Below are 23,854 nucleotides of genomic sequence, written 5' to 3' on the forward strand. Positions count from 1 at the left end.
CGGATCAGGGCGGGGTCGTGCACAGCAGGGTCGGCGCGCAGGCCGTCCGGAAGCCTGCCCGCGCGTAGAGGGCCTCGGTCCTGCCGTCGGCCGGACATTGCAGGAAGACCTGCGCGGCTCCCCGCGCCCGCGCCTCGCGCAGGGCCGCGACCGTCACGGCGGTGCCGAGGCCGCGGCGCTGCCGGTCGGCCCGCGTGCTGACATTGTACAGGCCCGCCGTCTCGCCGCGCAGGTAGAGGCTGGCGCACGCCGCCGGGCCGGCGGCGTCGCGCAGGACGAGGTGCAGGGTCACGAGGCCGTGCCGGCCCCGGGCCGCGCGCAGCGCCGGGATGTAGTAGCGGCGCAGATGCGTCCGCACGCCCGGCGCGTCGGACAGGTGGGCGAAGACCCGCTCGAAATCCGGCCCCGGCGCGGGCGTCGCCTGCACGGTGACGGCGCTGCCGGCCGGGGCCGGCGCCGGAAGCTCCCGCGCCACCATCCAGCGCGCCGGGTAGAGGATCGCGGGCTCGAACAGGGCGCGCAGCAGCGCGATCTCGCCGTCGTCCCGGGCCAGGAAGGCCGGCGCCCGGGCTCGCCCGAGGGCGGCCGCGCCCGCCCAGGCGAACTGGTCGGGACGGTGCACGCCGAAGGCGAAGTTCACGGTCGGGTCCGGGATGCTGCGCGACCAGACGTAGCCGGCGCCCCCGGGGCCGTGCTCGACGCCGTCGATCAGGGAGCCGGTGAGCGCGGCCACATGGGCGTCGCGCAGGGTCTCGAAGGTCGGTTCGGGCGCCTGCATGTCAGGCGGCCGTCCGAGCGGAGGCTCGCGCGGGGGACGGCGCCCGGGCCTCGGCGGTGTCCCTGGCTGCGTCCCCGGCCGTGTCCCCGGCCGTGCCCTGACCCCCCTCCGCAGCCGTGTCCGCGCCCGCCTCCTGGCCGTGCCTGTCCATCCGCTCGCTCCTGCGCCGCTCGGGCTTCGACGGAGTGACGGTTGAGGCGGGGCGCCGTTCATGCTGTCGCACCCGGTGCCGGCGGATGGCGCCCGCACGAAACCTCTGAACGCCGGACGGGCCCATCCGTCAGGGAGGTGCCGGCGACGCGGAGGTGCCGGCGACGCGCGGAGGACGGATGACGGACGCTTCGAGCCAGCGGATGCGCGACGCGGGGGCGCATCCCCCGAAGCCGCGCGATGACGGGGGGCGTGAAACCGCGCGGGACGCCGCGCCGGTGTCCCTCACCCTGGAGGGGACCCGCGAAGTGCCGGTGATCCGCCTCGCCGAGCCGGTCGCGCCGGCGGCGGCCGCGGAGGCGATCCTGGCGCGCGCCGAGGCGCTGACCGCCCAGGACATGCAGGTCCTGCGCATCGTCGTCGCGGCCGATCCGGCGACGTCCGGGCGGCTGCTCGACCTCGGCGCGGCCCGGGCCCTCGGTGACGGCGACGGGGTCGAGATCCTGCCGGGGCTCCTCTGGCAATGCGCCGCCCGCTGGCTCCCGCGGGCCCGGCCGCCCTTCCCCGAGCTGTTCACCGCCACGGCCGGCCGCCGCCACCCGCTGCGGCCCCGGACGCCCGCCGGCACGGTCTACGCGCGGGCGATCCCGTGGCTCGATCGGCGTCTGAGCTTCCGCACGATGACGGAGCCCGGCGACGTCGCCCTGTTCTCGACCTGGATGAACGACCCCCGCATCGCCGCGATCTGGCAGGAGACCGGTACCCTGGAGGCGCACGCCGCCTACATCGCCGGGCTCCAGGCCGACCCCGCGACCCTGCCGCTGCTCGGCTGCCTCGACGGCAGGCCGTTCGGCTATTTCGAGCTGTACTGGGCGCGGGAGAGCCGCCTCGGGCCGCTCTACGAGGCCGGCCCCTACGACCGCGGCTGGCACGTCGCGATCGGCGACGCGTCCGTGCGCGGGCGGCCCGCGCTCTCGGCCTGGCTGCCGTCGCTGATGCACTACCTGTTCCTCGACGAGCCGCGCACGCAGCGCGTCGTCGGCGAGCCGCGGGCCGATCACGCCCAGCAGATCCGGAACCTCCACGGCTCCGGCTTCGCGACGATCGCGACCGTCGACTTCCCCCACAAGCGCGCGGCCCTGGTCGCGCTGTCGCGCGAGCACTTCGTGCGCGACCGGCTCTGGGTGCCGGGGGCGGCCGCCGCCGACGCCGCGCCGCGGCCTCCCGCGGTGCCCGCCTAGACCGCCCTCTGCGAACAGGGGTGCGCGTCCGGTGACGCCCCCGCCCCCGCCCCCGCCCACGGGTCCGTCGCCGGCGGGCTGATGATCGCCTGCGCCGGGCCGCGGCTGAGGTCCTAGTTGACGGGCGCGGTCCGGCGCCGCTGCCGGCCTGGGGCCTCGGCGCGCGCCGGGCAGGCGGCGCAGCGCCGGTCGAGGGCCGCGAGGCAGTGCAGGTGGCCGCGGCGCACGAGGCCGCACACCAGCGCGCGCGAGACCCCGAGCCGGGCCGCGATCTCGATCTGCGGCACGCCCTCGACCCGGTGGAGCTGGAAGGCCGTGCGCACCGGCTCCGGCAGCTCGGCCACCGCGGCCTCCACCTGCCGCAGGGATTCCCGCGACGCCGCGGCCGCCTCGGGGGTGCCGGTGCCGGGATCGGCCGGGTCCGGCGCGGCGTCGAGGCCGGTGAACAGGCGCCGCTCGAGACCCTGCCGCCGCGCCCGGTCCAGGGCGAGGTTGCGCACCATCCGCCCGACATAGGCGGCCTGGATCGCGGTCTGGGCCGGGGGCGGATCGGCGATCAGCCGGAGCAGCACGTCCTGGACCACGTCCTCCGCCTGGGCCGGGCAGCCGAGGATGCGGCGCGCCCGCGCCAGATAGGCGGCGCGATGGCGCTCGAACGCCGCGAGGTTCCATGATCCGCCGGGCGGAGGGCGGCCGGGCCGGCCCGGCGGGACCGCGGCGATCCCGTGGCCGGAGGGACCGGCGTCGCAGTTCCAGGTCGCCACTGTCCCGCTCACAAGCTCCCATCGGCACGGCGCGTGCGGGTGGGACGCGTAACACGCGGCTGTTCTGTGTAACAACGTCTATCTTCGTGGATTGGAATTATTAAAACTCGACAGATTGCCGGATGCCTGAGGGAATAGAGGAAACATCTGGTGGAGCGCCCGGCAGCAGGGCGGGAAGTCATTCCGGATCCCGAATCCTGCGGTGCCACGCCCGGGATCGGGCCGGCGGCCGCGCCGGATTTCCGCTCGCGCCAGGGTCCGTCGGCGCGTGTATGCTGGCGCTTCCTCGATTCGGGGCGCGGTGCGCGCCGCCGAACCTGTCCCCGCAGGATCGCGGCAGGAGAGCCAGGGCCGCGATGCCGTCCGTCGATACGCTCGTCCCGGTGGGTGCCTTCGCGCTGCTGGTCCTGGCGTTCGCCGTGAAGCACCTCGCGGCGGACTTCTTCCTTCAGACTAACTGGATGGCGCAGGGCAAGCAGCGGTCGTCCGCCTGGCTCGCCCCCCTCTGCGCCCATACCGGCCTGCACGGTCTCGGCACGCTGGCGATCGCGCTGGCGGTGAAGCCGGCCCTGTGGTGGCTGGCGCTCGTCGATTTCGCGATCCACACGGGGATCGATCGCGGCAAGGTGCTGGTCGGCCAGCGGACCCGCCTGCCGGCCACGGACGCCCGGTTCTGGTGGCTGATCGGCATCGACCAGTTCCTGCACCAAGTCACCCATCTCGGGCTCGCCGTGGTGCTGGCGGCGGCCTGACCCCTGACCGGGAGAGCGGGCGCCGCCGGGCGCCTCACTGCATCTCGGCCTCGAGCAGCCGGTTCGTGTCGGAGACCTTGCCGGCCAGTTCCAGGATCAGGAAGCGCTGGAAGGCGAGCGCGAGGTCCGGGCGCTCCCGCTCCATCCGCGCGAGGGCGGCGCGGTCGATGACGACCACCCGGCAGGGGCTCTCGGCGACGGCGGTGGCGGTGCGCCGCCCGCCCTGGACCAGCGCGATCTCGCCGATCACGGTGCCGGCCGTGGTGGTGCGCAGGCGCAGGTTGCCGCGGCCGGGGACCTCCATCTCGATGGAGACGAGGCCCTGCTCCAGGAAGTAGAGGGCATCGGCCGCCTCCCCCTGGCGCATCAGCGCGGCGCCCGCCGCGAGCTCGCGGACCGTCAGGTAGGGCGCGAAGTCGTCCGGGCCGAACGTGCTGCCGAGCCGGTCGGCCATGTGCCGGGCGAAGACGGCGACTTCCCCCGGGCCGGCGCCGCCGGCCTCCGCCAGGAGCGTCGCCTCGGCGGCGCGCAGGGCCTCGTCCAGCGTGTCGAGGATCCGGACACGCGGGTCGGCGGTGAGGCCGCTGCGGGTGATCAGCAGGCGCGCGATCGGATCCACGTGGACCAGCAGCACCTCGAAGCGCCGCTGCTCGGCGAGCTGGCCGACCTTGCGGAACGCGATCAGCGCCGAGCTGTCGAGTCCCACGGTCTCGCGGAAATCCAGGATCAGCACGCGCAGATCCCCGGCCTCCGCGGCGGCCCGGCGGAAGATCGCCTGCGCGTTGAGGAAGAACAGGTAGCCCTGCAGGGTGTAGATCCGGGTCCGGTCGCCGGCCGCCTCGAGCCGCGCGGCGGCGTCGGGGCCGCGGATCACGCTGCTGCGCCGGTCCGCCCCGGAGAGCGACCGGCGAATCGCGCCGATCTGCCCGTACTGGACCCCGAAGATCAGGATCGCCAGCAGGACGCCGACGAGGAAGCCCGTGGTGGCCCCGAAATACGCGGTGGCGGTGCACACGACCAGCGCGATGGCGATCTCCCAGCCCGGCAGGGTCCGGCTGGCGACGCCGAGGTTGAACAGGAGCCCGATGCCGATGGCGATCAGGGCGCCGCCGGCCAGCGGGCGGGGCAGCAGCGCCAGGGGGCTCGCGCCGACGATGAGGAGCGCCGCCATGACCGTGAGGGTCAGCCACCAGCCGAGCCAGTGGCCGCCGCCGATGTTGTGCAGCAGCAGCGTCGAGGTCCGGCCGAAGCCCATCGCGGAGCTGCCGAACACGCTGCCGACCAGGTTGGTGGCGCCCGAGGCGACGAACATCCGGTCGATGTCGAGGTCGCGCCGGATCTCCAGCTCGACGCTCACCACGTAGAGGATCTGGATGATCACCGCCACGACGACCAGGGTGGCGATCTTGGGCCAGATCGGCAGGAGCAGGTGCGGATCGAAGGCCGTCAGGCTGCCGATGGCGGGCGGCCGCAGCAGCGTGCCCGTCGGCAGCGGCTCGATCAGCCATCCCGATGCCTGCCCGGCGGCGACGCTGGTGCCCGTCCAGGCCAGCCCGAGATGGACCACCGCGAGGCTCGACAGGATCACCGTCGGGTAGGTCCCCCAGTGCCGGACGATCCGGGGGAGGTAGAAGGCGCAGAACCCGATCACGAGGGTCAGGGCGATGCGCGCGAGCGCCCCGGCATCGATCCGGCCCGGATCGAGGTTCGCCGGATCGACGGCGTGGAGCAGGGCCGCGAGCGGGTCGTCGACATGGCCGCCGATCTGCACGCCGCTGCGCAGGAACAGCAGGCCGACGCCGCCGAGGAAGCCGGCGAGCACCGGGTAGGGCAGGAGCTGCACCAGCAGGGAGGCCCGCAGGGTGCCGAGCAGCGCGAAGATCACGCCGGTAGCGAAGGTCGAGACGCCGCAGGCGACGAGCACGAGCTGGCCGACCGTCTCCGGATCGGTGACGCCCGCGGCCTCGAGCTGCCCGGCGACCGCCGCGGCGATTGCCGCCTGCACGATCGCGGCCGCGCCGATGAAGGACAGCGAGATCCGCGCGGTGCGGCGCAGCGCGATGAAGACGAGGCTGCCCAGCACGTAGGCCGCGAGCAGCGCCGATAGGCCGGCCGCGCGGCTCTCCGCCAGCGGCCCCGAGAAGATGAGTTGGGAGTAGCTGATGAGGTCGAGGAGCAGCACCATCACGGTGACGGCCGCCGCCGCCCCGATGCGGGCCCCGCGCAGGATCGCCGCGCGGCCGCCGGCCGGGGATGCGGTCCCGGCGGACGTCAGGTCGGTTGTCGTCATCGGCACGGTACCCGCGTCTCGAAATCCCGATGGGCGCGGAGATCGCAGATCCCGGGGCAGATCCCGTGCGATCACGCGCACGGATCGTCGCCGAATCGCAGGACCTGACCTTGGCCACGCCAGTTCTCAACCGATGGCAGGCGCCGGCTTAAATTATCGTGCAGGCCGCTTCCGCGCGGCAGCATTGTGGGATCGCCGCGGTGGAACGCGCGGCGGATCGGCCGATCCGCCGCGCCGTCGGGGGCTCCCGGGTCGCGGCCGCCGCGACGGGCGTTCGGCCCTCAGCGCGCCTCGCTGACGCGCTTGGTCGCCCGCTGCTCCTTCTTGTAGGCGGTGATCGCCGCCGAGCAGTTCGGGGAGAGCTTCTTGAGGTTGGCCTTGAAGCAGGCCTCGACCTCCGGGCCACCCGGTGCGTAGGCGCTGCAGAAATCCATGTAGTCGCCGGTGCAGTACTGCTTGAGGGCTTCCCGGGCCGGGGATTGCTCCGCGAAGGCCGCGGCGGGGCCGAGGCACAGACCGATGGCCAGGAGGGCCGTCTTGGTCGAAGTCATCGAAATCCTACGCTCGTCCAGGCCGCGCGAGCGGGTCGCGCGGCGATGGGCGGTGCGGATGGGCGCCAAGGATGGCATGACCATGACGTCCGGGCTGCCCGAACGCAGATCAGCCATGCCCCGTGCCGGCGGGGCCGCCGGTCAGTGCGCGCTGACGCGGCGGGTCGGCACGAGGTCGTTGGCGATGATCTCGCCGAACGGGCCGTCGTTGCGGGCATTGCCGGCCGGCCGCCCGGTCGTGGCGCGCAGCGGCAGCTTCGGGAAGACCAGCTCGGCGAACCGGTAGGCCTCCTCCAGGTGCGGGTAGCCCGAGAGGATGAAGCGGTCGATCCCGAGATCGATGTACTCCTTCATCCGGTCGGCGACCTGGTCGGCCGAGCCGACCAGGGCCGTCCCGGCGCCGCCGCGGACGAGGCCGACGCCGGCCCAGAGGTTCGGCGCCACCACGAGCTTGTCGCGGCTGCCGCCGTGGAGCGCCATCATGCGGCTCTGGCCGACGGAATCCTGCCGCTTCAGGGTCTCCTGCGCCTTGGCGATGGTGGCGTCGTCGAGCTTCGAGATCAGCTGCTCGGCGGCCTCCCAGGCCGCGGCTTCGGTCTCGCGGGCGATGACGTGCAGGCGGATGCCGTACGAGAAGGTCTTGCCCTTCGCCTCGGCGGCCTCCCGGGCGGCGGCGATCTTCTCGGCGACCTGGGCCGGGGGCTCGCCCCAGGTCAGGTAGACGTCGCAATGCTCGGCCGCGACCGCCATGCCGGCCGCCGACGAGCCGCCGAAATAGAGCGGCGGGTAGGGCTTCTGCACCGGCGGGAAGATCAGCCGGCCGTTCTCGGTGCGCAGGTGATCGCCCCGGAAGGTCACGGTCTCGCCCGCGAGCAGGCCGCGCCAGATCGTCAGGAACTCGTCGGTGACGGCGTAGCGTTCGTCGTGGGACAGGAACACGCCGTCGCCGGCGAGTTCCACCGGGTCGCCGCCGGTGACGACGTTGATCAGGAGGCGCCCGTCCGAGATCCGGTCGAGGGTCGCGGTCATGCGGGCCGCCGCGGAGGGCTCCATCAGGCCCGGCCGCACCGCCACGAGGAAGCGCAGCTGCTTGGTCAGCGGCGCCAGCGCCGAGGCGACGATCCAGGAATCCTCGCAGGAGCGTCCGGTGGGCAGCAGCACGCCGTAATAGCCGAGCTCGTCCGCCCCCTGCGCGATCTGCCGGAGATAGCTGAGCGAGACGTCCCGGGCCCCCTCCCGCGCGCCGAGATAGCGGCCGTCGCCGTGGGTCGGCAGGAACCAGAGGACGTCGGCGCGCCCGTCATTGGCTGCTGTCATCGGAATCTCCTGTGCGGCCCGGTGGCCGGATGCGGAAAAGCCGGACCCGACTGCGCGGGTCCGGTGATCGTCGAGAGCTAGGGCGGGCCGCCGCTTCCGGGAAACGGCGACCCCGCGTTCAGGCGGTCGGCTGCGATCCGAGCAGGTGATCGAGGATGCGGCCCTCGAGGCGGGCGAGGTCCGGATCCCCGCGCCGGCGCGGCCGCGGCACGTCGACCCGCAAGTCGAGGGCGATCCGGCCGGCCTCGACCACGAGGATGCGGTCGGCCAGCGCCACGGCCTCGGTGACGTCGTGCGTGACGAGGAGCGCGGTGAACCCCTGCGCCCGCCAGATCCGCTCGATCAGGTCCTGCATGCCGATCCGGGTCAGGGCGTCGAGGGCGCCCAGCGGCTCGTCGAGGGCGAGCAGGCCCGGCCGGCTCACCAGCGCCCGGGCCAGGGCCACGCGCTGGCGCTGGCCGCCCGACAGGGTGGCGGGCCACTGCCCGGCCTTGTCGGCGAGGCCGACCTCGGCGAGCGCCGCCAGTGCCCGCTCCCGGCGCTCGGCCCGGGAGCCGTGCCCCGACAGGCCGACCGCGACGTTGTCGACGACCCGCGCCCAGGGCAGCAGCCGCGGCTCCTGGAACATGATCCGCTTCGGCGGCTCGGACCGGCGCGGGGAGCGTTCCGGCCCCTCCAGGTCGATCCGCCCGCCCGTGGGCGTGTCGAGCCCGAGGATGAGGCGCAGCAGGGTGCTCTTGCCGCAGCCGGAGCGGCCGACCACCGCGGTGAACCCGCCGGCCGGCAGGAACAGGTTCAGGCCCTCGATGACGGCGGTGCCGTCGAAGCTCTTGTCCAAGTCGCGGACGGTGACGGCGATCCCGCGGGCCGGCGGCGAGGGGGGCGAATCCGCGGGCAGATCCGCGGGCAGATCCGCTTGCCTGTGCCCCGGGGCGGGGCCGGGCGCCGGGCGCGGATCCGTGCCCGGGTCGGGAAGCGCCTCGCGGCGGACGGCGTCGAGCAGCATCAGGCGCTCCTGTAGGCGGGGTTCCAGGCGAGGCAGGCGCGCTCGAGCTGGCGGGTCAGGGCGTCGGCGAACTTGCCGAGGGCGGCGTAGATCAGGATCGCCAGCACGACGACGTCGACCAGCATGAACTCCCGGGCCTGCATGGCCATGTAGCCGAGCCCCGACGAGGCCGAGATCGTCTCGGCGACGATCAGCGTCAGCCACATGATGCCCAGCGCGTAGCGCAGGCCCACGAAGATCGACGGCAGGGCGCCGGGCAGCACCACGCGGGTGAACAGCTCGGTGCGGGACATGCCGTAGACCCGGCCCATCTCCACGAGGCCCGGATCCACCGAGCGGATGCCGTGCAGGGTGTTGGCGTAGATCGGGAAGAACACGCCGAGCGCCACGAGGAACAGCTTGGCCTCCTCGCCGATGCCGAACCACAGGATCACCAGCGGGATCAGCGACAGGTGGGGCACGTTGCGCACCATCTGCACCGAGGTGTCGGTGAGCCGCTCCGACAGGCGCGACAGGCCGTTGGCGAGGCCGAGCCCGAAGCCGATGCCGCCGCCGATCACGAAGCCCGCCAGCGCCCGCAGGGTGCTGACGCCGAGATTGGTCCAGAGCTCCCCGGTCCGCCCGGCCTCCCAGCCGGCCCGGACCACGTCGAGGGGCGCCGGCATGAAACGGTTGGAGACGAGGCCGGCCGAGACCGCGGCCTGCCAGCCCAGCAGGATGGCGGCCGGCAGCAGCCAGGGCACCGCGGAGTCGCGCAGGCGAACGAGCTTCGAGGGGCGCATCAGCGGTTCTCCGTCCGCTTCTCGGACTTGAGGGCGTCCGCGGGCCGGGGGGGCGTCCAGACCGCGTCGGCGACCCGGACGGGCTTCGGCAGGAGCCCGAGACGGTGGAAGCTGTCGGCGACCCTCTGCTGGTCGGCGATCGCGGCCGCGTCGAGGGGCGCGACGCCGTAGGACAGGCGGCCGAGCGCCACGGCGAGAACCGGCGCGGGGATGCCCACCGAGGGCGCCAGTTCCGCCGCCACGGCGTCGGCATGGCCCTCCGCCCAGGCGTCGATCTCCCCGATCGCCTGCAGCACGGCCGAGACGATCGCGGGGCTGGTGTCGGTGAAGCCGCGCCGGGACAGGTAGAACTGGCGGTTGGGGGCGAGTGCGTGCCCGTCGACCCCGCGCCCGTCGACCAGGACCCGGGCGCCCGTGGCGCGCTCGGCGGCGGCCTGGAACGGGTCCCAGATCACCCAGGCATCGACGGAGCCGCGCACGAACGCGGCGTTGGCGTCGGCCGGCGCGAGGTAGGCGAGCGTCACCGCGTCGTAGGGGACGCCCGCCTGCTCCAGGGCGCGCACCAGCAGGTAGTGGACGTTCGATCCCTTGTTGAGGGCGACGGTCTTGCCGCGCAGGTCGGCGACGCTGCGGATCGGGCTGTCCTTGGGCACGAGGATCGCCTCGCCCCGCGGCGCCGGCGGCTCGGCGGCCACGTAGCGCAGCTCCGGGCTCGCCGCCTGGGCGAAGATCGGCGGCGCCTCGCCGGCCGAGCCGAGATCGATCGCCCCGGCATTCAGCGCCTCCAGGAGCGGCGGGCCGGACGGGAACTCGGACCACGCCACCGCGGTGCCGAGGGGCTGGAGGGCCTTCTCCAGGGTGCCGCGGGCCTTCAGCAGCACGAGGGACCCGTATTTCTGGTAGCCGATGCGGATGGTGCCGGCCGCGCGGGCCGGCCGCAGCAGCGCGGCAGCCGCGAGGCCGAGGCCGGCGGACAGGAGGAGGCGGCGGTTCGGGGCGGGGGCGCCGGCGGATGACAGGGACAGCGCGCGGGGCGATCGGTCGGTCATGGCTCTCTGCGGTCGTCTCAGCCGTTGCGGGCGGGGGGCGTCCAGACCGCGTCGGCGATGCGGATCGGCTTCGGGATCAGCTTCAGGGCGTGGAAGCGGTCGGCGACCCGCTGCTGCTCGGCGGCGACGCGGTCGGTCATCGGTCCGATCACGTAGTCGGTCCGGTCCACCGCCCGCCGCGTCGCGGCCAGCGGCACGCCGGTGCCCTGCGACAGGAGTTCCGCCACCGCGCCGCGATTCTGCGTGCACCAGGCCGCCACCTCGCCCAGGGCGTCGATCGCCGCGGTGAGGACCGGGGCCCGGCTCTCCGCGAAGGGCCGGCTCGCCAGGAAGAAGTTGTTCTGCGGGGTGACGTCGGTGGCGCGCACCAGCACGCGCACGCCCTCCCCCTGCTCGGCGATGGCGAAGTACGGGTCCCAGATCGTCCAGGCGTCGATGCTGCCCCGGGCGAAGGCGGCCGCGGCGTCCGCGGGCGCCAGCGTCACCGGCTCGATGTCGGCGTAGCTCAGGCCGGCCTTCTCCAGCGCCGCGATGGTCAGGTTGTGGGAGCTCGACGCCTTGGCGAAGGCGACGCGCTTGCCCTTGAGCTCGGCGAGGCTGCGGATCTCCGAGCCCTTCGGCAGCAGGATCCCGGCGCCGGAGCCGCCGGCCTCCTGGGCGGCCGCGTAGACGAGGTTGGAGCGCGCGGCCTGGGCGAAGATCGGCGGGGCGTCGCCGGTCTGGCCGAGATCGATCCCGTCCAGCGACAGGGCCTCCAGCAGCGGCGGCCCGAAGGAGAACTCGACCCAGCGCACCGCGTATCCGAGGGGCTCCAGGCGCTTCTCGATGATCTTCTGCTGCTTGGCGACGACCAGGATGCCGTTCTTCTGGTAGCCGATCCGCAGCACGCCGGGCTCGGCCGCCCGGGCGCCCGGGACGAGGGCCGGGACGAGGGCCGGCGCGAGGGCCGGCGCGAGGGGCAGGGCCGCGAGGGCGGCCAGCAGGGCGCGACGGTCGAGCATCGGCCGGCTCACTCGGCGGCGGCGAGGGTGAGCGGCGCCGCGGCCGCCCGGTGCACGAGCAGCGCGGCGAGCTGCCCGCCGGCCTCGCGGGCGCGGGCGCGCACCCCGGCCTCCGTCAGCGCGCCGTCGCTGAAATCGGGATCGGAGGCGTAGACCGCGGTCGGGATCTGGAGCGCCCCGAAGAAGCCGAAGAGCGGCCGGAACGCGTGCTCGACCACGAGGGCGTGGCGCGCGCCGCCGCCCGTGGCCACGATCGCCACGGGCTTCCCGGCGAGCGCCCCCGGATCGACCAGGTCGAACAGGTGCTTGAACAGGCCGGTATAGGCGCCCTTGTAGACCGGCGAGCCGACGACCAGCCCGTCCGCCTCCTCGATGGCCGCGAGCACGCCGCGCGCGGCCGGCGCGAGCTGGTCGCGGGTCCAGGCGGCGCCGAGGCCGGTCCCGGCATCGACGAAGTCGAGGATCTCCGCGTCGAGGGGAGCCTGGGCGCTGGCCTCGCGGAGCACGGCGTCCACCAGCGTGCGGGTCTTCGAGGGCCGCTGCACGTTGGCGCTCAGCCCGACAAGTCTCGGTCGTGTCATTCCGGATGCCTTGCTGTGAGACAGGATGACGGACCGCCCCGTCTCCGAAGAGCGGAGGTTGCGCGGCCGGACATCCGAACAGGCCGCTAGAATTGATGGCTGCGACTTCCGCCGTCAATGAAACGGCGTTCCCAATTGCCCGGTGAAGGAAAAACGTTCTCCTCGAAATCGGGCGTCCAATATGGACTTTCATCTCGACCGCCGCGCGGGATGGGCGCGAGATCTTGCGTGTCGGCGGTTCATCGGCGCGAGAGACGGGGTTTTATTCTCTCAACGCGCCCGGCGGGAGAAGCGTGTTCTCGATACGTGGGCGGACTCGGAACCGAATCGCCAGGCCCGGGATCCGGGGTGGCGGGGGAGGCCGACGCGACCGGAACGCCACCCGCGCTGACACCCTCGCGGTCGCCAGCGTCGTCGTCGTCGACCCGCCCTGCGGCTCCGGATCGACAGGCGGTGCCTACTTGCGGACGAGGAGGTGCTGCACGGTGCCGTCGTCGCCGTACTTGGTCCACATCTGCGCGCAGGCCTCCTCCGGACGCTCCCGGAGCTGTGCCAGTTCCGCGTCGAGGTCGTGTTGCAGGGCGACCGAGCGCTTCTTCGTGAAGAAGTCCGCGTGGTTCAGATGGTTCTCGCGCGAGAACTGACGGAAACGCTCCGTGTCGATCCGGACGGCCGGACAGTTTCTCGCGGCCAGATCGGCCTCGATCCCCGGGCGGAGTGCCGGAATGTCCTTCTGCAAGGACGAGCGACGGGCTTCGGCCCAGGTACCGAACACGGCCCAGGCCAGTGCGGCCGCCACGAGAGGAGCAAATCTATTCATCGCAAGACGTATCGCTGTGCTGCGACATCCTAAATCTCGCACCTGCGATAAGTTCGATCAGGACCGCAGAAGGCAAGACACTTCTGTGTGAAAGCGCACACCCCGCGACAGGCGCGGCGCCGGGTTCGGAACCCGGACGGCCTCAGTAGGCCGGGACGACGCGCGTCTCGGGCAGCGGCGCCCGCATGGTGAAGTGCAGCCCGGCCGGCTGGAAATCGAAGGCGATCTCCGCCTGGCACTGGACCTTCAGGACGCGCTGCAGCAGCGTCGAGCCGAAGCCCTTCCGCGTCGGCGCCGCCGTGGCCGGGCCGCCCCGCTCGGTCCAGTCGAGGTGGAGCATGCGGGCGGCCGGCGTCTGCTCGATATCCCACCGGATCGCGATCCGGCCCTCCGGGACCGACAGGGCGCCGTGCTTGGCCGCGTTGGTCGTCAGCTCGTGGATGGCCATGCCGGTCGGGACCGCGAGGTCGCCCATCAGGTCGATCGCGGGGCCGTCCAGCTGGATGCGGGCGCCCTCGACGTCGTTGTAGGGCCCGAGCTCGTTCATCAGCATCTCGCGCAGGGGCGCCTGCTGCCAGTAATCCTCGGTCAGGAGATTGTGGGTCTTGGCCAGCGAGATCACCCGCGCCGAGAACGACGCATAGAACGCGTCGACGCTGGTCGCGGACCGGGCCGAGGCCCCGAGCAGCGCCTGCACAGTGGCCAGCGTGTTCTTCACCCGGTGATGCAGCTCGCGGATCAAGAGCGCCTGCCGCTCGGTCGTGCGCTCGCGCTCCTCGAGATGGGCGCGCGCCTCGAGCTGCCGGCGCTTGGCGCGGTGGGCGGAGCGGGCCGCCATGATCAGCGTCGCCGGGTGGAACGGGCGTTCCAGCACGCTGACATTGCCGAGCATGTCGGTCAGCTGCGCGTTGGGCTCGGCGCCCCGCAGCCGCAGGAGGATGAACGGGAAATCGGACCAGGGCGGCTGCGCGGCGATCCAGTCCGCCAGGGCCTGGCGGTTCGAGGACAGCAGCGCCTCCTCGGTGAGGACCGCGCAGGCGGCCGCGTCGAGCCGGGAGACCACGTCCGCGAGGCTGGCGCACACCTGTGCCGCGATCCGCGCCTCGCCGAGGATCGCTGCGGCGACGGCGGCGTCGCGGCCACCCGGCGCGAAGATGAGAACCGGCAGTTCAGCCTCGGTCATCAGCCGCGCGGGTTGGCAGGAGCGACGACCGCTCACCCTCGAATGTCGGAACGCCGGTCATGATACCTCGGAACGCGCTGAGCGGTTCGCCAACGCGGATCCCGCCGGAGTCGATCCGCAATTCGCGGATCGTGTCCTCGTGGCTGCCAGTCCGCTTCTTCACGACCGAGATCGCGCGCCGCAGCCGCCCGTCGGCCTCGAAGGTGCGGAACAGCAGGATCGTGTCGCTGAGGTAGGTGAGGTCGACAGTCGCGCCCATCGCCCCGATCATGCCGTGCTGGGCCAGGACGAGGAGCGAGAGCACGCCCTGCTGGTTCAGGTAGGTCAGCATCTCGTGCATCTGCAGGAGCAGGTAATTCTCCTCCGGCATGGCGTTGTGATAGCCGGTCAGGGAGTCGATCACGACCGTCGTCACGCCCCGGTGCTCGACCGCGTTCTGGACGATGTCGGCGAGTTCGCCGGGCGAGACCTCGGCCGGGTCGATCTGCTCGACGATGAGCGATCCGGCGGCGATCGCGTCGTCGACCGGCATGGCGAGACCGCGGGCCCGGCGACTGAGGACGCCGGTGGTCTCGTCGAAGCTGAGGATCAGCGCGCGCTCGCCGCGGGCGATCGCCGCGGTGACGCAGGTGAGCGCCACCGTCGACTTGCCGACGCCGGACGGTCCGATCAGCATCGTGCTGGTGCCCCGGTCGAGGCCGCCGCCGAGCAGCTGGTCCAGTTCGGGGCTGCCCGTGCCGCACTGGTCGTCGGGGAAGGTGCCGAGATGCTCGGCCGCGACGAGGCGCGGGAACACCGTGAGCCCGCCGCGCCGGATGACGTAGTCGTGGAAACCGCCCCGGAACGGCGTGCCGCGCATCTTGATCACGCGCAGGCGCCGCCGCTCGCCGCCGTACAGGGGCGCGAGCTGCTCCAGCCGGATCACGGCGTGGCTGAGGCTGTGCAGGTTCAGGTCGTCCGTCTCGGCGGTGAGATCGTCGAGGAGCAGCGCCGTGGTGTTCTGGATGAGCAGGAAGCTGCGCAGGGCGTGGACCTGCCTGCGGTAGCGCAGCGATCCCTGTGAGAGCAGCCGGATCTCCGAGAGGCTGTCGAACACCACGCGCTGCGGCTTGAGCCGCTCGATCTCGGCGATCGCCATCCGGACGGTCTCGCCGAGCTCGAGGTCGGACGAGTGGACGAGGCTCTGCTGCTGCCCGGGGTCGAGGCTGAGTTCCGGCGCGACGAGCTCGCAGATCTCGATGCCGTCGACGGACCAGCCGTGGCGCTCCGCGACGTTCAGGAGCTCGCGCCGGCTCTCCGAGAGCGTGATGTACAGGCAGCGCTCGCCCCGGCGCACGCCGTCGAGGAGGAACTGCATCGCCAGCGTCGTCTTGCCGGATCCGGGCCGCCCCTCGATGAGGTGCGAGCGCTGGGACGCGTAGCCGCCGGCCAGGATGTGGTCGAGGCCGGTCACCCCGGTGGAGACCGGTGCCGCGTCGTGATCGGTCACTGCCATGTCGAGGTCTCTGCCGTCGTCCCACGGGCGGGCGGCCCGTCAACCGCGCGACGGGCCGCGGAGCCCGGTCTCGTACACGAAGCCGCGCGCAGCGCGAAACGCCGCCGCGCGGCCGGCACCGCGCGCCTGCCCGACGGGCGCGCGGCGCGGACGTCGGCCTCGGCGAGACGATCCGGGACCCGGCGAGCGCGGGCTCTGCGGCCGCGGGACGGTCCCTCCCCCGGTCAGGTCGGAAGGCCCGGCGCCCGCCGGGAGCGGGCGCCGGGGCGGTCAGGGCGTCACTGGCTGCCCGGGCCCTTCGCGAGTCCGGCCAGGGTGAACAGGTCCACCGACAGCTTCGCGCCGATCACGAAGGCGTCCGGGATCGGCTTCGGGCGGAACGGGAAGCGGGTCTGGTCCGGGTCGATCACGTATTGCAGGTTCGGCATCAGCCGCACGGCCGGGGTGAGCTGGATGCCGTAACTCAGCTCGAGGATGGTCTGCAGGGACTCGACGGTCCGGGTGCCGAGCCCCAGCGACGCGCGCGCCGCCCGGATGTTGGCCGTGCCCACGGGGGAGAGCTTCTCCATGGCGAAGACGAAGCCGAGGGTGTCGTAGGGCCGGCCCGGGAAGGTGCCGGTCAGCACGGCGCCGCCCTCCAGGAAGTAATCCTGGGTCTGCCGTCCGCCGGTCCCGCCGATCGCGACGCCGAACACCGACAGGCCCTGGACGCCGTTCGGATCCGGCCGCCAGACCATCTGGTCGAAGCGGGCGTAGACCGCCGACCGGCCGAACCGGGTCAGCGGATCGAGGCCGCTGAAGACCTGGGCGGCGCCCCGCCGGTCGAGCACGGGATCCGTGTAGTCCGACCGGTCGAACACGGCGCCGATGCTGTAGTTGCGCGGCAGCGGGTCGTTGCCGAAATTGGTCGAGTAGCCGACCTCCACCGGCACCAGGTATCCGGTGGCGCCGCTGGTCGACCAGTCGACGCCGTTCCGGGTCGGCAGCTGGTCGCGCGGGTTCACCTCGTAGATGCCGGCGTGCAGGAACACCCTGTCGGTGACCCAGGCCTTGGCATGGCCGCCCCAGGTCGCGATCGGCCAGTAGGTGAAGTTCGTCAGCTTGAAGATGGACTTGGGCGCGCCGCAGGTCGCGTTGTTCTGGAAGTTGCAGTAGAGTGGCGAGGCCAGGAAGTTGGGGTTGGCGAGCAGGCGGCCGACCTCGATGTCGAGGCGGTTGTCGAACAGCTTCTGCTCGTAGGACAGCAGCGTCAGGTGGGCGGTCTGGCCGCCGCCGTAGATCTCCTGCACGCTGCCGTTGAAGCCGATGTCATCCTGCGCCAAGCTCCGGCCGTGGCGCTGGGTAACGATCGTGTGGACCGAGCCGCCGTCGATGCCGGCGAGGCGGCCGAGATCGGCGTCGAGGCCGAACGCGATCTGGCCCGCATAGGCCGATCCCTGCCGGATGCCGCCGGACGGGTTGGCGGCGAACTCGCCCGTGTAGTTCAGGACCATACTGATCCCGTTGCCGAGATCGAGGGTGCCCGGCGGCAGGCTGGGCGGCGTCGCGCTGCTGCCCTGCACGTCGAGGCTGGCGGCGGCGCTGCTGGCGCCCGAGAAGCTCCGCGCCTCCCGGATGACCCGCCGCCGGGCGCGGTTCGCCCGGTACCGGGCCTTCTGCGCCGGGCTCGCCTTCGGTCTCGGATTCACCGGGGCCGGTCCCCCGTCCGGTGCCGTCGCCTCGACCTGCGCGACCGCCGGGCCCGCGCCCGCCGTGATCGACGCGGCGCAGAACGCCAGTGCGGCCCATCGCCAATGCTTTGCCCGATGCTTGCCCCGATGCTTTCCCCGATGCTTTCCCATGTGTGACTCCCCCTTAACCGCGCGGCCTTGCCTGGCTCTGTCGCGTTCGTGTCCCGCAGGGGGGCCTCCCGGTCAGTCCGTGAAGGCCTCCACCGCGCGGCGCTCGCCGCGCATGAAGGCGTCGGCGGCGTGGATCAGCGGATTCAGGTCGACGTCGCTGGTGCCGGAGCGGACCAGGGCGGCGAAGCGGTCGTAGAGGCCGCGGTACTCCGCCTCGGACGGGAGCGGCTGGTCGCGGCCGGCGATCGACAGGGCGGCCCCGCCCCGCGACAGGACCAGGGGGCCGTCGTCGGTCTCGACGCGGATGTCCCAGGTCTGCGGCCCGGTCTGGCGCCAGTCGAACCGGGCGCGGATCGGGGTGCCGGCGGCGTCCGCGAAGTGCAGGTCGGCGGCGATCGGCGCCTGCCGGTTCTCCGGCACCGACAGGGTCGCGCCGGTGAGGAAGAACGGCGGCAGGATGTGGGTGGCGATCGACAGGGCGTTGATCCCCGGATCGAACACGCCCATCCCGCCCGCGTCCCAGATCCAGTCCTGGCCGGGGTGCCAGTGCCGGACATCCTCCAGCCAGGCGATCGCCACCGACCGGATCCTGCGGCCCGACAGCCACCGGCGGGCGGGCTCCACCCCCGGCGCGCAGCGGGAGTGCCAGCTCGCGAACAGGCTCACGCCCCGGTCCCGCGCGGCCGCGACCAGGAGCCCGACCTCGGCCAGCGTCGCGCCCGGGGGCTTCTCGAGGAAGACGTGGCGTCCGGCCGCGATCGCCGCCAGGGCCGCCGCGCACCGCGCCTGCGGCGGCTGGCACAGGGCGACGGCGTCGAGGTCGCCGTGCGCCGCCAGCATCGCCTCCAGGCTGCCGTAGCTCGGCACCCCGTCGAGGCCGCCGTGCCGGCTCGCCACCGCCACGAGCGCGTAGTCCGGCGAGGCGGCGATGGCCGGCAGGTGCTGGTCGCGGGCGATCTTGCCGACGCCCACGAGGCCGATGCGGATCGGGGCCGCCATGTCAGAGCACCCGCACGGACGGCGCGTCCGCCGGCGCGATCGCCAGCGGGTTGCGCAGGGGCAGCGTGAACGGCGCCGCCGCGATCTCGAACACGTCGCCCGGCCGCGTCGCGACGCCGTCGCTGAACGACAGGGTCGCGGTCCCAAAGAAGTGGACGTGCACGTCGCCGGGGCGCCGGAACGGCGCGTACTTGAAGTGGTGCAGCTCCAGATTGGCGATGCTGTGGGACATGTTGGCCTCCCCGGACAGGAACGGCTTCTCCCAGAGCACAGCTCCGTCGCGCAGGATGCGGCTCGTGCCGCGCACGTCCGGCGGCAGGGCCCCGAGCCACAGCTCCGGGCCGAGGGCGGCCGGGCGGAGCTTGGAATGGGCGAGCCACAGGTAGTTGCCGCGCTCGGTCACGTGGTCGGAGAACTCGTTCGCCAGGGCGAAGCCGAGGCGCACCGGCGTTCCGTCGGCGTCGATCAGGTAGATCCCGGCGATCTCCGGCTCCTCGCCGCCGTCGCCCTTGTAGAACCACTCGGGCTGCGCGCCGGTCTCGCCCGGCGCCGGCTTCCCGCCCTCGACGCCCATCCGGAACATGCGCATCGAATCGGTCGGCGCCGGGTCTGTCGCGGCCGCGCGGTGCATCGCGTCGCGGCCCTCGGCGGAGCCGAGATGCGTCAGGCCGGTGCCGCTCAGCATCAGGTGCGCGGGATCGGCGTGGTCGATGGGCGGCAGGAGCCGGACCGCGTCGAGATCGACGGGCGCGCCGAGCCCCGCGCGCTCCGCCGTCGCGGTCAGATCGTCCCCCGCCGCGAGGGCCCTGTGCGCCAGGGCGAGCACGCTGTCGACGCCGAGCACCCGCCGCGCCCGGCCGTCGGCGAGCAGCGCGACGGCCCGCTGCCCGTCGGCCGCGCGGAATTGTAGGAGTGATCGTCCCATCTGTGTCCTCCCGGGGATGCCCGCTTCGGGGCGTCCTGAACGCGCTGCCGTCGAGGGTCGCGCGGCGGCCTGTCAGCGGCCGGGTTGCGGGGCGCGAGCGCCGTCGATCCGGCGCGCCAAGTCCCGGTGGCGGGCCGGGCGCGGGAACCGCTCGGTCGCCAGCGGCCCGACCGCGCCGTTGCGGCCGCCCGAGGTCGCCGGGAACGGACCGCCCTGCACCATCGCGGGGGCGACCCCCGCGCCGACCCGGACGCTTCCGCGGACCGTTGCGAATCCTGTCGATTCACTACTCATACAATTAGGCTAGAGCAGTTCGCCTCCGGCCGCAAGCGCGGCCGCGACTTCGGTGCGGCGGGCGTTCCTCTTTGCGCTCCTACAACTTCAGGATACGATCACGCCGTTCCTGCCCCGACCCGGTGGCCCGGACCGGAGGTGGATGCGGTGAGGCAGGAGCGGAGCTCGGAGAACGTGACGCTGCCCCTCGCCTCGGGGTCGCGCCGCATCCACGGCTCGGTCGCCCGCGATCTGGGCGCGGCGATCCTCGGCGGCCGCTACGCGCCCGGGGACGTGCTGCCCGGCGAGATCGAATTCTCTGAGAAATTGAACGTCTCGCGCACCGCCTATCGCGAGGCGATCCGCATCCTGAGCGCGAAAGGGCTCGTCGAGAGCCGCCCGCGCACCGGCACCCGCGTCAGCCAGCGCAGCCGCTGGAACCTGCTCGATCCCGACATCCTCGCCTGGGCCTTCGAGTCGGAGCCGAGCGAGTCCTTCATCCGCGACCTGTTCGAGCTGCGGATGATCGTCGAGCCGGCCGCGGCCGCGCTCGCGGCCGAGCGGCGCTCCGGCCTCGACATCGCCCGGATGGGGCACGCCCTGGAGGAGATGGGCCGCCACGGCCTCGCCACCGAGGCCGGGCGGGCCGCCGACCAGGCCTTCCACAACACGATCCTGGAAGCGGCCCGCAACGGCGCGCTGATCGCCCTGTCGAGCTCCATCGCCGCCGCGGTCACGTGGACGACGATCTTCAAGCACCGCCGCCAGGGCCTGCCCCGGGACCCGATGCCGGATCACCGCGCCCTCTACGACGCGATCGTGGCGGGCGACCCGGACGCCGCCCGCGCGACGATGACCGAGCTGGTCCGCCTCGCCCTCGCCGACACTGAGCTGGCGATGCGGCCCTGACGGTGCCGGCGGCGGGGCGCCGCCGGCCCGGACATTGCCCGAGTGGCCCGAGTGGCCTCAGTGGTTGTCGCGCGGCACGCCCCGCGTCTGCGCGATGCGCTGGAACGCCTCGGCGCCCTCCAGGATGGCCCCGGTGTGCATCTGCCCCACCGCGGCGCGCTGCATCGCCTGCCAGGGGGTCTGCGAGGCCGGATAGGCGTAGCCGCCCGCCGCCTCCAGGGCCGCGCGCCGCCGCGCGATCTCGTCGGCGTCGACCAGCATGTCGGCGGTGCCGCGGCGCAGGTCGATCCGCACCCGGTCGCCGGTGCGCAGGAGGGCGAGGCCGCCGCCGGCCGCCGCCTCGGGCGAGGCGTTGAGGATCGACGGCGAGCCGGAGGTGCCGGACTGGCGCCCGTCGCCGAGGCAGGGCAGCGCGTGCACGCCGGCCCGGATCAGCTGCGCGGGCGGGCGCATGTTCACCACCTCGGCCGCCCCCGGATAGCCCACGGGCCCGGCCCCGCGCATGACCAGCAGGGTCTCCTCGGTGATGCCGAGGCTCGGGTCGTCGATCCGGGCGTGGTAATCCTCCGGCCCGTCGAACACCACGACGGGACCCTCGAAGGCGTCCGGATCCTCCGGGTTCGACAGGTAGCGGCTGCGGAACTCCGCGCCGATGACGCTGGTCTTCATCACCGCGGCGTCGAACAGGTTGCCGCGCAGAACCAGGAAGCCCGCCGCCTCCTTGAGCGGCCGGTCGATCGGCCGGATCACGTCCTCGTCCTCGATCGCGGCGCCGCGGCAATTGTCGCCGAGGGTGCGCCCGTTCACGGTGAGGGCGCCCTCGCGGATCAGGCCGCGGCGCATGAGCTGCGCCACCACCGCGGGCAAGCTGCCGGCGCGGTAGTAATCCTCGCCGAGATAGGCGCCCGCCGGCTGCAGGTTGACGAGGAGCGGCACGTCGAGGCCGTGGGTCTGCCAGTCCGCGATGTCGAGCGCGACCCCCATGTGGCGGGCGATCGCCGCGAGGTGGATCGGCGCGTTGGTCGAGCCGCCGATCGCGGAATTGACCGCGATGGCGTTGAGGAAGGCGTCGCGGGTCAGGATGTCGGAGGGCTTCAGGTCCTCGGCCACCATGGCGACGACGCGCTTGCCTGTCAGGTAGGCGGCCTCCTGCCGGTCGCGGTAGGGCGCCGGGATCGCGGCCGAGCCGGGCAGCATCATGCCGAGCGCCTCGGCCAGCGTGTTCATCGTGGTGGCGGTGCCCATCGTGTTGCAGAAGCCGGTCGAGGGCGCCGACGAGGTCACCAGCTTGATGAAGCCGTCGTGGTCGATCTCGCCGGCCGCCAGCATCTCGCGGGCCTTCCAGACGATCGTGCCGGATCCGGTGCGCTGGCCCTTGAACCAGCCGTTGAGCATCGGCCCCACCGACAGGGCGATGGCCGGGATGTTCACGGTGGCGGCCGCCATCAGGCAGGCTGGGGTGGTCTTGTCGCAGCCCGTGGTCAGCACGACCCCGTCGAGGGGGTAGCCGTAGAGCAGCTCCACGAGCCCGAGATAGGCGAGGTTGCGATCGAGGCCCGCGGTCGGCCGCTTGCCGGTCTCCTGGATCGGGTGGACGGGAAACTCCAGGACGATCCCGCCCGCCTCGCGGATGCCCTCGCGGATCCGCTCCGCGAGGACGAGGTGGTGGCGATTGCACGGGGACAGGTCCGAGCCGGTCTGGGCGATGCCGATGATCGGTTTGCCCGAGCGCAGCTCCTCCAGGCTGAGGCCGAAGTTCAGGTAGCGCTCCAGGTAGAGCGCCGTCATGTCGATATTGTCGGGGTTGTTGAACCACGCGCGCGAGCGCAGGGGCCGTGCAATCGGTCGGTCGGTCATTTCTGGGTCCGGTGGGCGGGGCTGGTCGAGAAGCGGTAGGTGATCACGTTCCGGTAGGTCTTGCCGGGATCGAGCCGGGCCGAGCCGAAGGCCGGCTGGTTCGGCGTGTCGGGGAAGAGCTCCGGCTCCAGCGCCAGGGCGTCCGACTGGCGGTAGGCGAGGCCGGACTTACCGACCGCGGTCCCGTTGAGGAAGTTGCCGGCGTAGAACTGGAGGCCTGGCTGGTTGCTCGCCACGTCGAGGATGCGGCCCGATCCCGGATCCTCGACCCGCGCCACGGGGTGCGGCTCGGCCGTGGGCGCGTTGGTCACGACCCAGTTGTGGTCGTAGCCGCGCCCGCGCACGATCTGCGCGTCCCGCCCGTCGCGGATCCGCGCGCCGATCACCGCGGGCTCGCGGAAGTCGAAGGGCGTGCCGGCCACCGGCAGGTGCGCCCCGGTCGGGATCAGGGTGGCGTCGACCGGCGTGAAGCGCTCCGCCGGGATGGTCAGAATCTGGTCGAGGATCGAGCGGCCCGAGCCCTCGCCCGCGAGGTTGAAGAAGCTGTGGTTGGTCAGGTTGACGATCGTCGGCTTGTCGGTCGTCGCCTCGTAGGTGACCGTGAGCGTGTTCGTTTCGTCCAGCGCGTAGGTGGCGGTCGCCGTCAGCGTGCCGGGATAGCCCTCCTCGCCGTCCGGGCTGACGTAGCGCAGGGTGACCGAGGGGGCCGCGCCGCCCTTGACCGCGGTGATCGTCCAGAGCCGCTTGTCGAAGCCGGACGCGCCGCCGTGCAGGGCGTTCGGGCCGTCGTTGGTGGCCAGCGTGTAGGTCCGGCCGTCGAGGGTGAAGCGCCCGGCGCGGATGCGGTTGGCGTAGCGCCCGACGCTCGCGCCGAAATAGTTGCCCTTGGCCAGGTAGGAGGCGAGGTCGTTGTAGCCGAGCACGACGTCTGCGGCCTTGCCGGAGCGGTCCGGCACGTCGAGGCTCCGCAGGAGCGCCCCCCACGACAGGATCCGCGCCGTGACGCCCTTGCCGTTCGTCAGCGTCACCTCCTCCACCGTCCGGCCGTCCGGCAGCGTGCCGAACACCGCCCGGGTCGGCTCGGCCGCCCGGGCCGGTTCCGGCGTCAGGCCCGGCAGGGCCGCACAGGCGCACAGCGCCAGGGATCCCACTCCACGCATCGCGCTCTCCCCCTTCGTGATTCCGCCCGCCGCGCCGGTCGTGCGCCGGACCGCGACGGGACTCGCGGTTGACGTCCGCGAGCCCGATATATACTCAGACAAATAAAAGGAACAACACGGGACCCCGACA

21 protein-coding genes are annotated in these 23,854 nt (G+C 73.0%); 3 read left to right on the top strand and 18 right to left on the bottom strand.

Going from position 1 to position 23,854, the window contains the following annotated elements; translation table 11 throughout:
• Positions 1-4 precede the first annotated feature (4 nt).
• On the bottom strand, positions 5-778 hold the full coding sequence (locus BLW78_RS24305) for a GNAT family N-acetyltransferase (protein ID WP_091682592.1): 774 nt from the start codon (positions 776-778) through the stop codon (positions 5-7).
• 329 nt (positions 779-1,107) lie between these two features.
• Between BLW78_RS24305 and BLW78_RS24310 the strand changes: the two genes are divergently transcribed.
• Positions 1,108-2,169 carry a GNAT family N-acetyltransferase gene (locus tag BLW78_RS24310; protein WP_244527041.1) on the top strand — a complete coding sequence of 354 codons (1,062 nt, stop codon included), beginning with the start codon at positions 1,108-1,110 and terminating at the stop codon, positions 2,167-2,169.
• Positions 2,170-2,282: 113 nt separating this feature from the next.
• Here the strand turns inward: BLW78_RS24310 and BLW78_RS24315 are convergent, their stop codons facing one another.
• Positions 2,283-2,945 carry a sigma-70 family RNA polymerase sigma factor gene (locus tag BLW78_RS24315; protein ID WP_244527042.1) on the bottom strand — a complete coding sequence of 221 codons (663 nt, stop codon included), beginning with the start codon at positions 2,943-2,945 and terminating at the stop codon, positions 2,283-2,285.
• Between the two features lie 344 nt (positions 2,946-3,289).
• Between BLW78_RS24315 and BLW78_RS24320 the strand changes: the two genes are divergently transcribed.
• Positions 3,290-3,685: a DUF3307 domain-containing protein gene (locus tag BLW78_RS24320; RefSeq protein ID WP_091682595.1), complete on the top strand. Its 396-nt coding sequence runs from the start codon at positions 3,290-3,292 to the stop codon at positions 3,683-3,685.
• Between the two features lie 34 nt (positions 3,686-3,719).
• On the opposite strand, the gene BLW78_RS24325 is transcribed toward BLW78_RS24320, so the two are convergent.
• From BLW78_RS24325 to araD1, 14 genes are all read right to left on the bottom strand, one after another.
• On the bottom strand, positions 3,720-5,975 hold the full coding sequence (locus BLW78_RS24325; RefSeq protein ID WP_091682596.1) for a cyclic nucleotide-binding domain-containing protein: 2,256 nt from the start codon (positions 5,973-5,975) through the stop codon (positions 3,720-3,722).
• Between the two features lie 281 nt (positions 5,976-6,256).
• Positions 6,257-6,526 carry a hypothetical protein gene (locus tag BLW78_RS24330; RefSeq protein WP_012318328.1) on the bottom strand — a complete coding sequence of 90 codons (270 nt, stop codon included), beginning with the start codon at positions 6,524-6,526 and terminating at the stop codon, positions 6,257-6,259.
• 141 nt (positions 6,527-6,667) lie between these two features.
• On the bottom strand, positions 6,668-7,843 hold the full coding sequence (gene ssuD, locus BLW78_RS24335) for an FMNH2-dependent alkanesulfonate monooxygenase (RefSeq protein WP_020094784.1): 1,176 nt from the start codon (positions 7,841-7,843) through the stop codon (positions 6,668-6,670).
• 118 nt (positions 7,844-7,961) lie between these two features.
• On the bottom strand, positions 7,962-8,849 hold the full coding sequence (locus BLW78_RS24340; RefSeq protein WP_020094783.1) for an ABC transporter ATP-binding protein: 888 nt from the start codon (positions 8,847-8,849) through the stop codon (positions 7,962-7,964).
• Positions 8,849-9,631, bottom strand: coding sequence for an aliphatic sulfonate ABC transporter permease SsuC (gene ssuC / locus BLW78_RS24345; RefSeq protein WP_056527222.1), 783 nt, complete (start codon positions 9,629-9,631; stop codon positions 8,849-8,851). Before ssuC ends, BLW78_RS24340 begins: the two co-directional genes overlap by 1 nt.
• Positions 9,631-10,680 (bottom strand): sulfonate ABC transporter substrate-binding protein, encoded by a 1,050-nt coding sequence (locus BLW78_RS24350; RefSeq protein ID WP_091682598.1) that lies wholly within the window; start codon positions 10,678-10,680, stop codon positions 9,631-9,633. The genes ssuC and BLW78_RS24350 overlap by 1 nt, the downstream gene beginning before the upstream one ends.
• Before the next feature lie 17 nt (positions 10,681-10,697).
• On the bottom strand, positions 10,698-11,681 hold the full coding sequence (locus tag BLW78_RS24355) for an aliphatic sulfonate ABC transporter substrate-binding protein (protein ID WP_091682599.1): 984 nt from the start codon (positions 11,679-11,681) through the stop codon (positions 10,698-10,700).
• Positions 11,682-11,689: 8 nt separating this feature from the next.
• Complete coding sequence (gene msuE, locus BLW78_RS24360; RefSeq protein WP_091682601.1) at positions 11,690-12,262, bottom strand: FMN reductase; 573 nt, start codon at positions 12,260-12,262, stop codon at positions 11,690-11,692.
• Between the two features lie 457 nt (positions 12,263-12,719).
• Positions 12,720-13,061, bottom strand: a complete 342-nt coding sequence (locus BLW78_RS24365) for a hypothetical protein (protein WP_244527043.1) — start codon at positions 13,059-13,061, stop codon at positions 12,720-12,722.
• Positions 13,062-13,224: 163 nt separating this feature from the next.
• Positions 13,225-14,265 (bottom strand): sensor histidine kinase, encoded by a 1,041-nt coding sequence (locus BLW78_RS24370; protein ID WP_091682604.1) that lies wholly within the window; start codon positions 14,263-14,265, stop codon positions 13,225-13,227.
• Positions 14,252-15,760, bottom strand: a complete 1,509-nt coding sequence (locus BLW78_RS24375) for an ATPase domain-containing protein (RefSeq protein WP_091682606.1) — start codon at positions 15,758-15,760, stop codon at positions 14,252-14,254. The genes BLW78_RS24370 and BLW78_RS24375 overlap by 14 nt, the downstream gene beginning before the upstream one ends.
• Positions 15,761-16,038: 278 nt before the next feature.
• Positions 16,039-17,601 (bottom strand): carbohydrate porin, encoded by a 1,563-nt coding sequence (locus tag BLW78_RS24380; protein WP_082557876.1) that lies wholly within the window; start codon positions 17,599-17,601, stop codon positions 16,039-16,041.
• A gap of 72 nt (positions 17,602-17,673) precedes the next feature.
• The gene (locus BLW78_RS24385; RefSeq protein ID WP_091682608.1) at positions 17,674-18,600 is read right to left on the bottom strand and encodes a Gfo/Idh/MocA family protein; all 927 of its coding nucleotides are present in this window, start codon (positions 18,598-18,600) and stop codon (positions 17,674-17,676) included.
• Between the two features lies 1 nt (position 18,601).
• Complete coding sequence (gene araD1 / locus BLW78_RS24390; protein WP_056527246.1) at positions 18,602-19,525, bottom strand: AraD1 family protein; 924 nt, start codon at positions 19,523-19,525, stop codon at positions 18,602-18,604.
• A 468-nt stretch (positions 19,526-19,993) separates the two neighbouring features.
• On the opposite strand from araD1, the gene BLW78_RS24400 reads away from it, so the two are divergent.
• Positions 19,994-20,707 carry a FadR/GntR family transcriptional regulator gene (locus BLW78_RS24400; RefSeq protein ID WP_244491948.1) on the top strand — a complete coding sequence of 238 codons (714 nt, stop codon included), beginning with the start codon at positions 19,994-19,996 and terminating at the stop codon, positions 20,705-20,707.
• A gap of 57 nt (positions 20,708-20,764) precedes the next feature.
• Here the strand turns inward: BLW78_RS24400 and BLW78_RS24405 are convergent, their stop codons facing one another.
• Complete coding sequence (locus tag BLW78_RS24405) at positions 20,765-22,564, bottom strand: IlvD/Edd family dehydratase (RefSeq protein WP_091682610.1); 1,800 nt, start codon at positions 22,562-22,564, stop codon at positions 20,765-20,767.
• On the bottom strand, positions 22,561-23,724 hold the full coding sequence (locus BLW78_RS24410; protein ID WP_056527252.1) for an aldose epimerase family protein: 1,164 nt from the start codon (positions 23,722-23,724) through the stop codon (positions 22,561-22,563). The genes BLW78_RS24405 and BLW78_RS24410 overlap by 4 nt, the downstream gene beginning before the upstream one ends.
• Positions 23,725-23,854 lie beyond the last annotated feature (130 nt).

This window comes from Methylobacterium sp. 275MFSha3.1 (assembly GCF_900108435.1).
Lineage (GTDB): Bacteria > Pseudomonadota > Alphaproteobacteria > Rhizobiales > Beijerinckiaceae > Methylobacterium.